The organism is Rhodococcus sp. SORGH_AS_0303 (genome assembly GCF_030819335.1).
Lineage (GTDB): Bacteria > Actinomycetota > Actinomycetes > Mycobacteriales > Mycobacteriaceae > Rhodococcoides.
In genome coordinates this window covers 865,246-880,292 of sequence record NZ_JAUTBO010000001.1, presented here as the reverse complement: position 1 = coordinate 880,292, position 15,047 = coordinate 865,246, and the positions used below count along the sequence as shown (strand labels likewise).

Sequence of the window (15,047 nt, the reverse complement as noted above, 5' to 3'; positions counted from 1 at the left end):
TCCGTGTGTATCGTTACACAGCATGTCCACGGCACCTCCGCGCGCGAACACGCCCGCTCTGCTCGTCCTCGGCGCGACCGCGTTCATCTACGTCACGGCGGAGACGCTGCCGGTGGGACTGCTCCCCGAGATGTCCGCCGACCTCGGTGTCGGCGAATCGGCCATCGGGCTGCTGCTGACCTTCTACGCGTACGCGGTCGCCGTGATCACGTTGCCGCTGATGGCGGCGGTGAAGTCGTGGGACCGTCGCAAGGTCGTCGTCATCACCGCCGGAGCACTCGCGGTGTCGCAACTCGTGTCGGCGGTGTCCGTCGGCTATCCGATGCTGGTCGGAGCACGACTGATCTGCGCGGCCACCCACGGTGTGTTCTGGGCCGTGGTGGCTCCGGTCGCGGCGTCACTCGCCGCACCGGGCAAGCGCGCGAAGGCGATCGCGCTCGTCTACGCCGGGACGTCGTTGGCACTCGTCGCGGGCAATCCGCTGACCGCCGCCCTCGGACAGTGGACGCACTGGCGCGTCGCCGCGGCGACGCTCGGCGTCGTCGCGCTGGCCATCACCGTCGCCCTCACCCGGTTGCTGCCCGCTCTCCCGGTCGCGACTCCGGTCGCCACCACGGCCACGTCGCGCCCCGGCATCAGCCGGGTGCTCGTCCTGCTGTGCGGCATCACGTTCCTCGCCGCGCTGGGCCACTTCGCCGGCTACACGTACTTCGCGCTCGTGGTCGGCGAGGGCATCGGCACATCGGGGAGCGTGCTCTCGACCATGCTGTTCGTCTACGGACTCGCCGGCGTCGCCGGCATCTGGCTCATCGGTCGCACGTACGACCGCGGTCCGTGGCGCTCGACGATCGTCGTCCTCACCGCCATCACCACGGCGCTCGCGGCGCTGGTCCTGGCGCTGTCCACCGGATCCGGCGTGCTGGCGATCGTCGCCATCGCTCTGTGGGGCATGGCCTTCACCACCATCCCGGTGTGCATCCAGTCCGCCGTCCTGCACTCGGCACCGGCCGGGGCCGCAGCGGACCGCGCGTCGGCGATCTACGTCGTGACCTTCCAGGTGGCCATCGCGACGGGTGCCCTGGTGGGCGGCGGCATCGTCGACACCCTGTCGGTGACGGCGGTGCTGGTCTTCGCGGCCGTCACCATGCTGCTGGCACTGCTCGGGGTCATCGCCGGGCGGTCGGCCTTCACGGCTCCGACGGCTCCCGTGCCGGTCGCTGCGACCGCATCCGCTCCCTGACCTCACGCCAGGTCCGGGGCGAGATCCCCGCGTCGCGACGGGTCTTGCGGCGGGCCACCAGCACACCCGTCGCCGCCACGGCCCAGACCGCGTACTGCGTGAGCCACGCGACGCGGAACGCCTCGAAGGTGTACCCGCCCATCGCGTTCAGAATGGCGCCCATGGCCTGCATCACCAGCAGCGACGCGAGGAATCCGCCGATGTTCACCATGCCCTGGGCGGTGCCGAGCGCGACCGACGGATTGAACGTGCGTGCGTAGTCGAAGCCGATGGCCGACCCCGGACCGCCGACCGAGATGACGACCACCAGGACGAACAGCAACCACGTCGGCGCGGGTCCCGGAAGAGCGAGCACCACCGCCCACATGAGAGCGTTGCTGGCCATGATCGCCAGCACCATCCACGACCGGCGCATGGGATAGCGCCCCGTCAGGATGCCGACGACGATGCCCGACACGATGGCCGACACCACCGACGTCGTGAGCAGCGCACCCACCACCGCGGACGACACGCCCTGCGCCGAACTCAGGTAGGGCACTCCCCACATCAGCGCGAACACGGTGATGGAGAACTGCGTCCCCATGTGGGAGAAGAAGCCCAGCCGGGTACCGGGCCGCGACCAGACGACGGAGATGTTGCGCACCGTCTCGCGGAACGTCACCTGCGGCGCGCTGTCGGGTCCGGGATCGGGCGAGTTCGAGACGGCGAGGAACGCGGCCAGCGCGACCACCACCCCGCTGCCCGCGGCCGCGCCGTAGGCGACGGACCACCCCCCGCCGTGCAGCAGCGTCAGGAACGGCACCGCGGACAGCACCTGCCCGACCTGCCCGAAGATGCCCGTCAGCTGCGAGACCAGCGGAACCCGGCGGGGCGCGAACCACTTCGGCACCAGCCGCAGCACCGAGATGAACGTCAGCGCATCACCGACACCCACGACGGCACGGGCCGCCACCGCCACCGGCAGCGAGTCGGTGAACGCCAGGATCATCTGCCCCGACGCCATGACCAGCGCTCCCGTGACGATCATCACGCGCGGACCCACCCTGTCGAGCAGCACTCCCGCGGGGATCTGCATGGCCGCGTAGACGACGACCTGCAGGACGACGAACGACGACAGCACCGACGGACTCGCGGCGTACCGATCCGCCGCGTCGAGCCCCGACACACCGAACGACGTGCGATGCAGGACGCCGACGATGTAGGCGAGGACACCTGTTCCCCAGACGATCCACGCGCGCATGCTGCTCAGTCTCCCGGGTAGAGTCCGCACCCATGACCCACGGTCACGCCCACCACGACACGCTGCCTGACGACGGCCGGCCTCCGGCCTCCCCGCTGCCTGACGACGGCCGGCCTCCGGCCTCCCCGCTGCCTGACGACGGCCGGCCTCCGGCCTCCCCGCTGCCCATCCTGGTGCTCAACGGTCCGAACCTGAACATGCTCGGAACCCGCCAACCCGAGGTCTACGGCACCGAGACGCTCGACGACGTGGTCGCTCTGTGCCGCGAGACCGCGGAACGCCACGGACGCACGATTCGTGCCGAGCAGTCCAACCACGAGGGCACGTTGATCGACTGGATTCACGAGGCGCGCGGGACGGCGTCGGGAATCGTCATCAACCCGGGCGGTCTGACCCACACGTCGGTCGTTCTGCGCGATGCTCTGGTCGTGCCCGAGATCCCCGTCGTCGAGATCCACATCTCGAACGTGCACGCCCGCGAGGAGTTCCGACACCACAGCTTCGTCTCGGGGATCGCCGTGTCGGTGATCGCCGGGTGCGGCGTCCGCGGGTACCGCTACGCCGTCGACGAGATCTGCGCCCGCACGTCCTGACCATCACGTCGGAAATGAGCACCATGGACCTCTCCCCCGTCACCAGCCACGAACTCGCACCACAGCCGCCGACGGGCGAGGGGTTCGAGACCGCGTGGCCCATCCGCGCCGGCGACGTCGACACCGCGAACCGGCTGCGCTACGACTCCGTCGCCCGGTACCTGCAGGACATCGGGTCGGACAACCTCGACGCCTCCGGACTCGGGGAGACGGATCCGTTCTGGATCGTGCGCCGCACGATCATGGACATCGACCGACCGTCGGTCTGGCCCGAGCGGATCACGTTGCGACGCTGGTGTTCCGGTCTGTCGACGCGATGGTCGAACATGCGCGTCGACATCACCGGCGACAAGGGCGCGCACATCCGCACCGAGGGATTCTGGATCAGCATCTCGTCGACGACGGGCATGCCGACGCGCATCTCCGACGAGGGGCTCGCGCTGCTCACCCGCACAGCGGGCGAGACCAGACTCAGGTGGAAGCAGTGGCTCCGCGATCCGGCCCCGGAGTCCTCACTGACAGATCTCGCGTTCCCGCTGCGCATCACCGACGTCGACGCGTTCAACCACGTGAACAACGCCGCCTACTGGCAGGCCGTCGAGGAGGTGCTCGCCCGCGCGGAGTCCGGCGAGATCACCGGCGGACCGCACCGCGCGGTCATCGAGTACCTCTCGCCGATCATGGCGCCGGACCACGTCACGCTCCGCTGGCGTCGGCACGACGTGGACGGTGCACCGGCGGTGACGGTGTGGTTCATGGTGGACGACACGGTGCGCACGATCGCGTGCGTGGTGGCGCGTGCCGGCGCGAGTGGCGTTTCTGCTCCTCTCGCCGACTGAATCGGCGGGATCCCGTTCGCAGGCGGCGCGAGGAGAGCAGAAACCCCGGAGGCCGGTCGCCTACTGCCAGGGCAGGCCGTCGAGCCAGCTCAGCACCATCGTCTCGTAGGCGATGCCGAAATCGAGGGTGGCCGCGGCGTACGGATCGTCGAGCGCGGCGTCCTTCTGCTCGCGATACCGGCGCAGGTTCTCCTCGTGCGTGCTCCGGTGCGCCGCCACTGCCTCGCTCAGCACGGACGCCGGCACGTGCTCGCCGAAGGAGATCATCAGCAGCAGCGGATGACGAATGACCTCCGGCTCGGGGAGCACCGAGATCCAGGCGGCGAACTCGGTTCGCCCCGCGTCGGTGATGCGGTACGGCTTGCGATCACGCGCCTGCGTCTCGAGTTCCTCCACCAGTCCGGCGCGGGCGAGGCCGGAGAGTTCGCGGTAGACCTGGGAGCGCGTGACCGTCCAGAAGCCGCCGATGCAGACCTGCGCCGTGGCGACGAGGTCCCATCCGGACATGGGCCCGTTGTGCAGGAATCCCAGCAGAGAGGCCGCCGTCGCGTTGACGGTGGTGCCACGAGTGTCGGCCATGGCGTCATCGTCCCACACCTTGACAGTCCACAGTGGACGGTGCAGTCTGAGATCGGACATTCCACAGTGGACTGTCGGCCCCCGATCTCGACCACCCTGATCTCGACCACCCCGACGAATCGAGCGTTCGATGACCGCACCGCAGACACACGAGCAGGCACTCGCACTCCTCACCGCCGCGGTGGGAGACGGGCGCCTGACCCTGGACGAGTTCGACACCCGCTCCGCGGCCGTGGTCTCGGCCCGCTCCGATACAGACCTGGCCGCCGTCACCGCCGATCTGCATCCAGCGCCGTCCACACCCCGACATCCGACGACCGTGCCCGCGGCCGCGTGGCTGCGGTGGGCGTCGGTGGTCGCGCTGTGCAGCGTGATCTACGTGATCACCTGCGTCGCCTCGGGATCGATGCTGTACCCCTGGCCCGTCTGGGTGGCCGGGCCGTGGGGCATGGTGCTGCTCGTACACAGCATCGCCGCGGCGACACAGGGCCTCGGCACCGTCAGCTGCGGCGCTGCAGCCGCACGGGCTGCCCGTCCTTGGGATACGGCAAGGAGGTGAAGTCGATCGGTGTCGCACGATCGGCCGGCACCGACCACGTGTGGTGGCGCAGGAGGTGGTGCAGCACCATCGTGATCTCGATGGCCGAGAAGAACTGACCCAGGCACGTGTGGACCCCGCCGCCGAACGGTTGCCACGCGAACTTGTGCGGCAGCGCGCGACCGTCGAAGCGGGTGGGGTCGAAGACCTCGGGATCTGACCAGTAGGTGGGATCGTGATGCGTGTAATGCGGCGTGGCCACCACCATCACGTCGGCAGGCACGTGATGGCCGCGGATCACCGTGTCCCGCACCGTCCATCGCGCCATGGTGGGCAGCGGAGCGAGCATGCGCAGCGATTCCTTCATCACCGCGTCGAGTGCCGTCAGACCCGCCCGCGCCTCGGGTGCGGAGACATCGGGGCCCGCAGCCAGCGACTGCTGGCGACATTCCTCCTGCCACTGCGGGTGTCGGCCGAGCTGATCGACCATCGTGGAGATGGTGATGGTCGACGTGTCGTGCGCTGCCATCAGCAGGAAGATCATGTGGTCGATGATCGCGTCGTCGGAGAAGCGCTCGCCGTCGTCGTCCTCGAGGTGGGCGAGCACCGAGAACAGATCTCGGCCGTCGCCGCGCCGCCGATCCGGAAGATAGTCCCGCAGAAAGTCTTCGAGGAAGCGTCGACCCTTCAGACCCCGGCGCCACCGACCACCGGGCACGTCGAGCCGGACGATGGACGTCGCCGCCTGAACACAGTCGACGAAGGCCTTGTTGACGGCGTCCAGCCGGGTGTCACCGTCGCGCACCCCGCCCATGAACACCTCGGTCGCGAGGCCGAGCGTCAACGACTTCACGGCGGGATAGATCTCGAAGTGCTCCGACGAGTCCCACTCCTGTACGGTGCGGGCGATCAGCGGTTCCATCGCCGCGGCGTAGGACGCGAGACGGTCCTTGGTGAACGCCTGCTGCAGCAGCCGCCGGTGGTGGCGGTGCTCGCCGAGGTCCATGAGCATGAGCCCGTTGTCGAAGAACGGCCCGATGAGCGGCCGCCAGCCGAGTGCGTTGCTGAACGCCTTGTCCCGGTTGGTCAGGATCTCCTCGCACCCGTCGGCGCCGAGCACCAGCACCACGCGCCGACCCGCCATCGTGTGCCACGAGACCTGCCCGTAGCGCCGCTCCTGCTGACGCCACAGGGCGAGGGGGTCCCGGATGTACTGCATCGAACGGCCGACGTAGGGGATGCCCGCGCTGCCCATGACGGGACGGAGATCGGAGCCGAGCGGTGGGGCGGCGAGCGCGTGAGCCATGGGGCCTCCTGAGTATCTGACAGGGCACCCTGTCAGATGTAGTGTGCGTCACAGGAGAGGCATTCGTCAAGACCTGCGAGACTGACGGTATGGCGGAACCCGCGAGCAGGACCTACGGCGGAGTGGACGCGGCGGACCGCGCCGTCCGCCGCCGGGCCGCACTGATCGAGGCGGGCCTGGACCTCATGTCCTCGGTGGGCACCGACAAGACGACGATGACCGCGGTCTGCGCGGCCGCCGGGCTCACCGAGCGGTATTTCTACGAGAGCTTCCGCACCAAGTCGGACCTGCTGCTCGCCGTGCTCGACGGCGTTGCCGACGAGGTGAGAAGCGCTGCGATCCATGCCGTCTCGTCCACGGACGGAGACGTCGCCGACCGCGTGCGGGCCGCTCTGAGCGCCGTGGTGTCGATCATGCTGTCCGACCCCCGCAAGGGCCGGATCGCGTTCGTCGAGTCGATGGCGTCACCGACCCTGCGAGCTCGACGTCAGGCGACCATCGACGCCGTCGCGGACGTGGTCGTCGAACGGTCGCACGAACTCTGGGCCGACCGCGCACTCCCGCCGCCGCAGGACCGGCTCATGGCGTTGATGTTCATCGGCGCCTGCTCCGAACTCGTCTCCGCCCGGTTGCAGGACCACATCGGTGCGACCCCCGACGAGATCGTCGATGCTGCTACGCAACTGTTCCTCACCGGAATGCTGCGCCCGACGAGCTGACTCAGAGATGGCCCTTCAGCAACAGGTGCCAGTACGTGAACGGCAGGCCGAACCGGTCGCCCGCCCACGAGAGCCGACGGGGCTTCAGCGGGTCCAGGAACGACGGCAACGACGACGTGATCTCGCCGGTGCGATCGAACTCGGCCGCGATGAGACGCCGCGCGTCCACCGGGATCGGCGCCACGGTGTAGCCGTCGTACTCCCCCAGCGCCTCGTTCGATCGTTGCGCCAGCACGTTGTCGACGAGGATCGACACCTGGCGCCGTAGTCCGCCGCCCGAGGGATCGGTGTCGATGGACGCGCCGTCGCCCACGGCCCACACGCCCTCGTGTGTGCGGTGCCGGAAGGTCCGCGGATCCACGTCCACCACTGCGTGCGTGCCGGGATCAGCGCTCGCCAGGCCGGTCTCCTCGACCCACCGCGGTCCGCGGTAGGGCGGCACCAGATGCAGCATGTCGTAGCCGATCCGCTCGGTGCGACCGTCCGCGCCAGTCACCGTGATCGATCGCTCGCCCGGCGCGAGCGCCGTCACGGCGGTGCGGTGAAGCACTCGGACATCCAGCTCCCGCAGGTACTTCCGCAGCCGGGCGTCGAGCGCCGGCACTCCCACGAGATCCGGGCGGTCGACCACCAGCGTCATCGACGGCGCGGCACCCACCTTCCGCCAGTGCGCGGCGGCGAGGAACAGCGGCTTGATGGTGGTGCCGGTGCAGCTCACCGGCGCACGAGGAACCGTGAAGACGGCGTGCCCGTCGGGACGCATCGTCTGCACGAGGTGCCAGGTACGCGTCGCCTCGTCGAGGTAGTTGCTCGCCACCGACGACGACGCCAGCGCCGCGTCGATTCCGGGCAGTGCGTCGTGATCGGGCACGAGACCGGATCCCACGACGAGGTCGCGGTAGCGCACCTCCGTGCCCGACTCGGTGCGCACCGTCCGCGTCACGGTGTCCACCGAGACGACACGCTCCTGGATCCAGGTACAGCCCTTCGGTGTCACCGAGCGCTGGGAGCGCTGCGCGGACGCGAGGGACGCCTGCCCGCCGCCGACGTAGGACAGCAGCGGCCGATAGGTGTGCACCTCCTGCGGTTCGATGACCACCACGTCGGAGACGCCCTTGTTCAGGAAACGGGCGGCGGCGCTGATGCCCGCGTTGCCCCCGCCGATGATGACGATGTCGTGCTCGGTGGTCATGATGCCTCCGGTGTCCTGTGACTCGAATGGTTCGGGGGTCTCACCACGACAGGTCCGGCTGATGCGGACCCGCGGCGATGCCGACCTCGTCGGCCGGTACGTCCGTGATGCCGAACAGGTCGGCGAGGGCCTGCTGCGGGGTGCGATCCAGTGCGTCGGCCCACCGGCGGGCCCGGCGCACGGCGCGCCACGACCACCAGTCCACATTGCCGCCCGGCACGGTCGACCGCACCAGCCCGGGGCCTTGCGGAGGCGTCGACGCCTCCAGCGTCCGCGCTGCATCCGGGGCCAGGACGACCGGACCGACGAGGTCGAGCCCGAAGCGGCTGCGCCGTACGTCGTCGCCGCCGGGGACACCGAGGCGTATTCGCGGGTCGTCGGTCCGCCACGACGCGACGAGATCCGCGGCGTCCGTCCCGTCCACCCACACGGTGACGTCCCCCTGCGCGAGCACCGATCCCACCGTCACCAACAGCGATGCGGCACTGTGTCCGTCGGCGTGCACGACGGCCGTGAGGTCGGGAACGGCGTACCGGACGCCGTGGGTGCGCGCAGCGGGGTCGCTGACGAGTGGAAGCAGGGACAGGGCCTCCGTGTTCTTCTGCTCGGTGCGTTGCTCACCGGGTCGGCCGGCCCAGTCGGGACCGTCGTGCCAGGCGACGGCGTCCGGCACATGCGCGATCAGGGCGCCGGCGAGGTAGGCGCGATTGGCCAGCTCCCAGTCCTCTCCGCCGTATCCGCCGAACGACTCGTCGAAGCCGCCGATCTCCTCGAAGAATGCTGCGGTGCAACACATCACCGCGCTGATGACGTGGCGATAGGAGCGATGATCGGCATCGAGCAGATCTCGCGAACCGCGGTACGCGTCGATCAACCAGCGCGGCTCGTCGAGGATCTCGTCGTCCGGCCCCGGAAGTCGGCCCAGCGCGGACAGGTCCGCGTGTCGCCGTCGACCGACGGTGAGTGCATCGGGAACCAGCGACGGCAGACGCACGAGCGCCTGGAGGTACCCGGGCTCGGGAACCGTGTCGGCGTCGAGGAAACAGAGCACGTCACCGGACGCGGCACGGGCCCCGAGATTGCGCGCCGCGGCGGCACGGAAGCCACGGTCCTCCTGCGAGACCACCGTGACGTCGAGCGCACTGCGGACGAGCGGCGCCGTGGCCGAGCCGTCGTCCGCGACGATCACCTCGAACGCGCGGTACGTCTGCTGCTCGAGCGCCGCGAGAACCAGATCCAGCGACCGTTGCTGTTCGAAATAGGGCACGACGACGCTGACCGACGGGCGCGGAGCATCGATGTCGCGCAGCAGGTCCCACCTGTTTCCGGGCACCGCGTGGCCGAACGGGGTGGGGACCGCGGTGGTGATCACGCGTGCACCACGACCGACTCCGCGTACACCCGCACGTGCGCGGCGCCGACCTCCGCGCGCGTGGGGTGCGCGACGACCCCGTCCTCCAGCCACGTCGACTCGGGGTCACCCGCCGCGTCGGCGAGCGCCTCGGCGAGTCGATCCTCCTCGTACAGGGTCACGGTGCCGGGCGAGCGCCGGGCGAACTCACGCGTGTACGCGCCGGCCACCACCAGCGGTCGACGGCCGTGCTCGATCCAGGTGTTGATCGACCCGGACGCGGACATGTGCCGATGATGCGCCACGGGAACGGTGACGCGGCCGAGTTCGACCGGAAGGTCGGCGTCGTCGATGTAGCCGGTGACACGCACGGTGGTGCCGTGTGCCGCCGCGGACTCGATCAGCTCGTCGACCAGATGATCGTGTCCCGGCGACGGCGTTCCCAGTGCCAGCAGGTGCGCGCCCGGGGGCAGCGCGTCCAGCACCTCGGCGTGTCCCTTGCCCGGGTACAGGAACCCGAGGACGCCGACGGTCACCTCGCCGCTGTCCGTGCGGATGCCGGCCCCCGTCGCCACGGGAAGCGGGATCACGACGGACGGGGTACCGATACCGGCCTCGCGCGACAGGTCTCGTTCGTGCTCGCTGCTGACGATCACGGTGTCCGCGCACGCGACCACCCGTCGGTAGCACTCGACGCGCGCGGACGCGGATCGGCCGTCGGACGGCTGCGGCAGATCGTGCAGCGTCACCACGAACGCGGAACCCGATGCGTGGATGCGCCGCGCCAGGTCCTCGACCACCCCGGCCGCAGCCGTCGCCGGTGACCCGAACAACCGGTCCGTCACGTGCAGGTGCACGACGCCGACGTCCGGAATCGACGTGACGTCACTCGCGGACTCGTGACGCAGGAGCGTCGACTCGAGACCGGCGTCGATGATGCCGTCGCGGATGCGCAGCGCGAACTGCACCACCCCGTGTCGCTCGGGACCGATGACGAGATGCGCGACCGACGTCACGAGGCGACCTCCGACAGCAGCAGCGAGAGTGTGTCCGCGTGTCGGGTGAGCGCGGCGTCCACGAACGCGGGATGCTCCGCGTACCAATGCAGTTGGCGACGGTGAATGTCCTCGGCATCGACGACGGAGCCGCCGATCACCCAGTCCGGCCGGGGCGCGGCGCCGAGGTCGAGCGCGTCGACGACAGCGGACTCCAGCGGCGTGTGCACCGAATCGAGCAGTACGCGGCCCGGATCCGCCGCCGCAGCGTCGACACCGGCTGCCGACAGGATGCGCGTGGCCAGCTCGAGCAGCACCGGATTGCCGGGGTGGTTGATCGTGTGTGCGGCGTCCGCTCCGAGGGCGGTCAGGACGTCCGAGATCGCGACGTCGCAGTCCCGGCGCTCGCGTCGTGCGAGTTCGGCGATGCTCGCCTCGGCGTTCGCGCGCAGCGCGTCAGGGGCGACGGGAGCGGCGCGCCACTCCTCGGATGCCACCCTGCCTGCGGCCACGAGCACCGTGCGCAGATCGTGGTACGGAGCGCCGGCGGGAGACGCCGACGGGTCGCTCGGGTGCCGCACGATCACCTGGAACGGGTACAGCCCGCTGTACCGGAAGACCGGCCACCGCACGACCCGGGCGTGCTCCGGCAGCATCGACGCCACCTGGTTCGTCCCGATCGGCAGGTCGCGGTAGTCGTCGCGAACCGGCTGCGCCAGCAACACCGAGGCCCGGCCGGCCAGCTCGGCGAGGTGCCGCACGTCGGCCGAGTCGAGTTCGTGCACCGGCGGCATGCGCACGGTCCGGAACGGCGCGTCCGGCACCTCGTCGAGCATCACTCGCACGGCCTCGGCCTGGCAGTTCCCGAGCACGATCCACAGCGGTGGATCGTCGGGCACCGGGTCGAGACCGTAGAACTCGCCGTAGTGACGCGTCCGGCCGTCCGGCTCGGTCGACGCAGAGTGAGGCATGACGTCGGGTTACCCGGACAGCGCGCAGGCGAAGCGGTGAGAGACCTGCACGACACCGCGTTTGTGGACGAGCCCCCCGGGGCATTCCTCTTTTGTCGTGGTCCAGAAGGCGGCCCGATCCCTGTTCGTACACCCGTGCCGCCCTGCCCACCCCTCGGGCGCGCGCGTCTGCCCCCGAGAGGATGACCCGAGCCGTGATCGCCGTCGCATCCATCCCTGCTGCGCACCCGTACGTCGCCGCTGTCGTCGCCACGGGCGACGACATTCTTCTGCTCGACGATCCCCGGCCCCTCGAGGCGACCACGCCCGGGCAGTGGTGGCCGCCGCGCCTGCTCGAGCCCGACTATCTCCGCGCGCACATCGACGACATCGACGTGGTGCACCTGCACTTCGGCTTCGACGCCGCCACACCGGACCGTCTCGCCGACGTCGTCTCCGTGCTGCGCGAGTCGTCGACCCCCCTGGTTCTCACGGTGCACGACCTGCACAATCCACACTTCGCCGAGCTCGACATGCACCGGTCCCAGCTCGACGTCCTCGTCCCCGCCGCGGCCGCCGTCATCACGCTGACCGACCGCGCCGCTCGGGAGATCGAACGTCTGTGGGGCCGCTCGGCAATGGTGATCCCGCATCCGCACGTCGCACCGCTCGACGTCATCACCGCACGCGACACCACGGCGCACGAGCGCGCAGTCGTCGCCGTGCACGCCAAGTCGTTGCGCGCGAACCTCGATCCCGAGGCGGTCATGGCGACCGTCGTGGCGGCCGCGTCGGCACGCGACGCCGTGGTGCGTCTCGACATCGACGACGACGTGTTCGACCACACGAGCCACTGGTACGCACCGGAGCGCGGCGAGCGATTGCTGGCCTTCCGTGATCACCCGGACGTCGACGTGCGGGTGCATCGTCGGTTCACCGACGCGGAGCTGTGGCAGTACCTGTCCGACATCGACGTGTCCGTGCTTCCGTACCGCTTCGGTACGCACTCTGGCTGGATGGAGGCGTGCCGCGACCTCGGCGTCGTCCCCGTCGTCCCGGACATCGGCCACTTCGCCGATCAGTTCCCGTGCCCCACCTTCGTGTTCGGACCCGGCCTCTTCGATCCCGCGTCGCTCGATGCCGCGGTGGGCGAGGCGCTGCGCACCGAGCCGACCGGCCCGGACTTCGCCGACTACCGACGCCATCAGCAGAGCGCGATCGCCGCCGAGCACGCCGCGCTCTACCGTGCCCTGTCCGCTCCCGTCGCCTCGGGCCGCGCGGACGGAGCCGTGCTCGTATGACGGTCGCCGCCGCCGCACGTCCACTGCGCATCGCCCTTCTCGGATCGTCGCGCTTCCCCATCGCGCAACCGTTCGCGGGTGGCCTCGAGGCACACGTGTGGCATCTCGCCCATGCCCTCACCGAGCGCGGCCATCGCGTCACGCTCTTCGGTGCCGAAGGCACGTCGACCGACGTCGCGCACGACGTCATCGACGTCCACACGTTCCAGATGAGTCCGCACGCGCGGACCGAACACATGGGACCGTCGTGGGTGGTGCACGAGCATCACGCCTATCTGTCGGTCATGCTCGAACTGGCCGGGCCCCTGGCACAGTCGTTCGACGTGATCCACAATCACAGCCTCCACTACCTGCCCATCGCGATGTCCTCGATGGTGCCGGTCCCCATGCTCACGACGCTGCACACGCCACCGCTCGCCTGGCTGGAGTCGGCGGCCGCGGTGCCGCTCAATCCGAACACCGGGTACGCCGCGGTGAGCGAGTACACGGCGCAGCAGTGGCTACCCGTCGCGGGTCCGATCCCCGTGGTTCCCAACGGGATCCCGCTCGACCGGTGGCCGTTCGGCCAGGGCACCGGCGATCGCGGCGGGGCGGGCGAGTACGCGGTGTGGACGGGCCGGTTGGTTCCCGAGAAGGGGGTCGATCTCGCCATCGACGCCGCGCGGCGCGCCGGTTACCACCTGCGCATCGCCGGACCGGCAGCCGACGACGACTACTTCCGGACGGCGGTGGAGCCCCGCCTCGGCGACGGCGTCACCTACGAGGGCCACCTGATGCAGAAGGAACTCGCCGATCTGGTCGGCGGAGCCGCCGTCGCACTGGTGACGCCGCAGTGGGACGAGCCGTACGGGCTCGTGGTCGCCGAAGCACTCGCGTGCGGCACACCGGTCGCGGCCTTCCGTCGCGGCGGCATCCCGGAGATCCTCGACGACACGTGTGGCCGGATGGTGCCCGCCGACGACATCGACGCTCTCGCCGGGGCCATCGGAGATGCTGCGCGCCTCCCCCGTGCGCACGCCCGCGCTCGCGCGGAGCGCATCTGTTCGGACGCGACGATGGTGGACAGCTATCTCGACCTCTACCGCGAGTTGCTGACGACGTCGGGCCGAACCGCCGCCGTCCCTGCATGATCGGGTACTACGTCCACCACCACGGCGTGGGGCATCTGACCCGCGCCCGGTCCGTCGCACGGGCGCTCGCCGAGCCGGTGACGGTGCTGTCCTCGCGGCCCCGGCCGTCGGACATCGACCCGTTCGCGGGCTGGATCACACTTCCTCTCGACACACCCGACGGCTCCGCCGATCCCGCTCTCGACACACCCGACGGCTCCGCCGATCCCGCTCCGGACACACCCGCCGGCGGTGACGATCCGGACGACCCCACCGCTCACGGGGTCGTCCACTGGGCGCCCATCTCGGTCCCCGGGATGACCGACCGCATGACCGCCCTCGCGCGGTTCGTGGACGAGCTTCGCCCCCGATGCGTCGTCGTGGACGTGTCCGTCGAGGTTGCGATGTTCGTGCGACTCATGGGTGTTCGGGTGGTCGTGTTCGCGATGCCGGGCGAGCGCACCGATGCGCCCCATCAGCTGGCCTATCGCGTCGCCGACCGCATCGTCGCTCCGTGGTCGGCCTCGGTGTACCGGCCGGAGTGGTTGCGCGAGTTCGAGGACAGGACCGTGTACGCCGGCTCGATCAGTGCCCACGCCGATCGTGCCCGCGCCGGAACCGACCGCGACCCGACGTCCGTCGTCGTGCTCGCGGGCGCAGGGGGCTCAGCTCTCACCCCGGACCACCTCGCCCGAGCGGGTGCTGCCACGCCGACCCGCACCTGGCGCGGTGTCGGCGCGCCCGGCACCCCCTGGGTGGACGACGTGTGGCCGCTGCTGACCGGTGCCGGCGTGGTGGTCACGCACGGCGGGCAGAACGCGGTGGCCGACGTGGCCGCATCGGGTGCGCCCGCGGTGATCGTGGCCGAGAGTCGCCCGCACGGTGAGCAACTCGCGACCACTCGCGCGCTGGGGGCCGCGGGGCTGGCGATCTCGCTCGAGTCGTGGCCCGATCCGGACCGGTGGCCCGAGATCCTGAACCGTGCCGGTGCGCTGACCGGCGACATCCGGGCACGGACCGAGGTGGACGGCGCAGCGCGTCGTGCGGCAGCGGCGATCGAGGACGTGTGGGCGTGACGTCGGTGCGGACATGACG

General features: G+C 70.2%; 15 protein-coding genes. 8 read left to right on the top strand and 7 right to left on the bottom strand.

Annotation, left to right across the window (positions count from 1 at the left end; all coding sequences use genetic code 11):
- The first annotated feature begins 22 nt into the window (after positions 1-22).
- On the top strand, positions 23-1,240 hold the full coding sequence (locus tag QE449_RS04285) for an MFS transporter (protein WP_307108272.1): 1,218 nt from the start codon (positions 23-25) through the stop codon (positions 1,238-1,240).
- On the opposite strand, the gene QE449_RS04280 is transcribed toward QE449_RS04285, so the two are convergent.
- Complete coding sequence (locus tag QE449_RS04280; RefSeq protein WP_307108271.1) at positions 1,188-2,480, bottom strand: nitrate/nitrite transporter; 1,293 nt, start codon at positions 2,478-2,480, stop codon at positions 1,188-1,190. The two genes, QE449_RS04285 and QE449_RS04280, sit on opposite strands and share 53 nt — an antisense overlap.
- A gap of 128 nt (positions 2,481-2,608) precedes the next feature.
- On the opposite strand from QE449_RS04280, the gene aroQ reads away from it, so the two are divergent.
- Entirely contained in the window at positions 2,609-3,073 is a 465-nt protein-coding gene (aroQ, locus tag QE449_RS04275; protein WP_307109674.1) for a type II 3-dehydroquinate dehydratase, read from the top strand.
- Between the two features lie 14 nt (positions 3,074-3,087).
- Complete coding sequence (locus QE449_RS04270; protein WP_373428257.1) at positions 3,088-3,912, top strand: acyl-[acyl-carrier-protein] thioesterase; 825 nt, start codon at positions 3,088-3,090, stop codon at positions 3,910-3,912.
- Between the two features lie 60 nt (positions 3,913-3,972).
- Here QE449_RS04270 and QE449_RS04265 read toward each other — a convergent pair whose 3' ends face one another.
- Complete coding sequence (locus QE449_RS04265; protein ID WP_027504595.1) at positions 3,973-4,491, bottom strand: PadR family transcriptional regulator; 519 nt, start codon at positions 4,489-4,491, stop codon at positions 3,973-3,975.
- A 130-nt stretch (positions 4,492-4,621) separates the two neighbouring features.
- Between QE449_RS04265 and QE449_RS04260 the strand changes: the two genes are divergently transcribed.
- Positions 4,622-5,050 carry a DUF1707 domain-containing protein gene (locus QE449_RS04260; RefSeq protein WP_307091324.1) on the top strand — a complete coding sequence of 143 codons (429 nt, stop codon included), beginning with the start codon at positions 4,622-4,624 and terminating at the stop codon, positions 5,048-5,050.
- Here QE449_RS04260 and QE449_RS04255 read toward each other — a convergent pair.
- Complete coding sequence (locus QE449_RS04255) at positions 4,992-6,335, bottom strand: cytochrome P450 (protein ID WP_222649754.1); 1,344 nt, start codon at positions 6,333-6,335, stop codon at positions 4,992-4,994. The two genes, QE449_RS04260 and QE449_RS04255, sit on opposite strands and share 59 nt — an antisense overlap.
- 89 nt (positions 6,336-6,424) lie before the next feature.
- Between QE449_RS04255 and QE449_RS04250 the strand changes: the two genes are divergently transcribed.
- Positions 6,425-7,054 carry a TetR/AcrR family transcriptional regulator gene (locus QE449_RS04250; RefSeq protein ID WP_222631777.1) on the top strand — a complete coding sequence of 210 codons (630 nt, stop codon included), beginning with the start codon at positions 6,425-6,427 and terminating at the stop codon, positions 7,052-7,054.
- A 1-nt stretch (position 7,055) separates the two neighbouring features.
- Here the strand turns inward: QE449_RS04250 and QE449_RS04245 are convergent, their stop codons facing one another.
- From QE449_RS04245 to QE449_RS04230, 4 genes are read right to left on the bottom strand one after another with little or no spacing between them, the layout of a single operon-like run.
- On the bottom strand, positions 7,056-8,246 hold the full coding sequence (locus QE449_RS04245; RefSeq protein WP_027504592.1) for an NAD(P)/FAD-dependent oxidoreductase: 1,191 nt from the start codon (positions 8,244-8,246) through the stop codon (positions 7,056-7,058).
- Between the two features lie 40 nt (positions 8,247-8,286).
- A complete protein-coding gene (locus QE449_RS04240; RefSeq protein ID WP_307108270.1) occupies positions 8,287-9,618 on the bottom strand; it encodes a glycosyltransferase family 2 protein in 1,332 nt (443 codons plus the stop codon).
- On the bottom strand, positions 9,615-10,613 hold the full coding sequence (locus tag QE449_RS04235; protein WP_307108269.1) for a glycosyltransferase: 999 nt from the start codon (positions 10,611-10,613) through the stop codon (positions 9,615-9,617). The genes QE449_RS04240 and QE449_RS04235 overlap by 4 nt, the downstream gene beginning before the upstream one ends.
- Positions 10,610-11,563 (bottom strand): WcbI family polysaccharide biosynthesis putative acetyltransferase, encoded by a 954-nt coding sequence (locus tag QE449_RS04230; RefSeq protein WP_307108268.1) that lies wholly within the window; start codon positions 11,561-11,563, stop codon positions 10,610-10,612. The genes QE449_RS04235 and QE449_RS04230 overlap by 4 nt, the downstream gene beginning before the upstream one ends.
- Before the next feature lie 194 nt (positions 11,564-11,757).
- Here QE449_RS04230 and QE449_RS04225 point away from each other — a divergent pair, with 194 nt between their 5' ends.
- Genes QE449_RS04225 through QE449_RS04215 form a run of 3 tightly spaced genes read left to right on the top strand, consistent with a single transcriptional unit; the run spans position 11,758 to position 15,028 of the window.
- Positions 11,758-12,843 (top strand): hypothetical protein, encoded by a 1,086-nt coding sequence (locus QE449_RS04225; protein WP_307108267.1) that lies wholly within the window; start codon positions 11,758-11,760, stop codon positions 12,841-12,843.
- Positions 12,840-13,973 carry a glycosyltransferase gene (locus tag QE449_RS04220; RefSeq protein ID WP_222631796.1) on the top strand — a complete coding sequence of 378 codons (1,134 nt, stop codon included), beginning with the start codon at positions 12,840-12,842 and terminating at the stop codon, positions 13,971-13,973. The genes QE449_RS04225 and QE449_RS04220 overlap by 4 nt, the downstream gene beginning before the upstream one ends.
- Positions 13,970-15,028 (top strand): hypothetical protein, encoded by a 1,059-nt coding sequence (locus tag QE449_RS04215; RefSeq protein ID WP_307108266.1) that lies wholly within the window; start codon positions 13,970-13,972, stop codon positions 15,026-15,028. Before QE449_RS04220 ends, QE449_RS04215 begins: the two co-directional genes overlap by 4 nt.
- Positions 15,029-15,047: the final 19 nt, after the last annotated feature.

What these genes read in the sequence shown, in the direction of transcription:
- QE449_RS04285 (WP_307108272.1), top strand. Translation starts at nt 23, where the DNA reads ATGTCCACGGCACCTCCGCGCGCGAACACGCCCGCTCTGCTCGTCCTC.
- QE449_RS04280 (WP_307108271.1), bottom strand. Translation starts at nt 2,480, where the DNA reads ATGCGCGCGTGGATCGTCTGGGGAACAGGTGTCCTCGCCTACATCGTC.
- QE449_RS04270 (WP_373428257.1), top strand. Translation starts at nt 3,088, where the DNA reads ATGAGCACCATGGACCTCTCCCCCGTCACCAGCCACGAACTCGCACCA.
- QE449_RS04265 (WP_027504595.1), bottom strand. Translation starts at nt 4,491, where the DNA reads ATGGCCGACACTCGTGGCACCACCGTCAACGCGACGGCGGCCTCTCTG.
- QE449_RS04260 (WP_307091324.1), top strand. Translation starts at nt 4,622, where the DNA reads ATGACCGCACCGCAGACACACGAGCAGGCACTCGCACTCCTCACCGCC.
- QE449_RS04255 (WP_222649754.1), bottom strand. Translation starts at nt 6,335, where the DNA reads ATGGCTCACGCGCTCGCCGCCCCACCGCTCGGCTCCGATCTCCGTCCC.
- QE449_RS04250 (WP_222631777.1), top strand. Translation starts at nt 6,425, where the DNA reads ATGGCGGAACCCGCGAGCAGGACCTACGGCGGAGTGGACGCGGCGGAC.
- QE449_RS04245 (WP_027504592.1), bottom strand. Translation starts at nt 8,246, where the DNA reads ATGACCACCGAGCACGACATCGTCATCATCGGCGGGGGCAACGCGGGC.
- QE449_RS04230 (WP_307108268.1), bottom strand. Translation starts at nt 11,563, where the DNA reads ATGCCTCACTCTGCGTCGACCGAGCCGGACGGCCGGACGCGTCACTAC.
- QE449_RS04220 (WP_222631796.1), top strand. Translation starts at nt 12,840, where the DNA reads ATGACGGTCGCCGCCGCCGCACGTCCACTGCGCATCGCCCTTCTCGGA.
- QE449_RS04215 (WP_307108266.1), top strand. Translation starts at nt 13,970, where the DNA reads ATGATCGGGTACTACGTCCACCACCACGGCGTGGGGCATCTGACCCGC.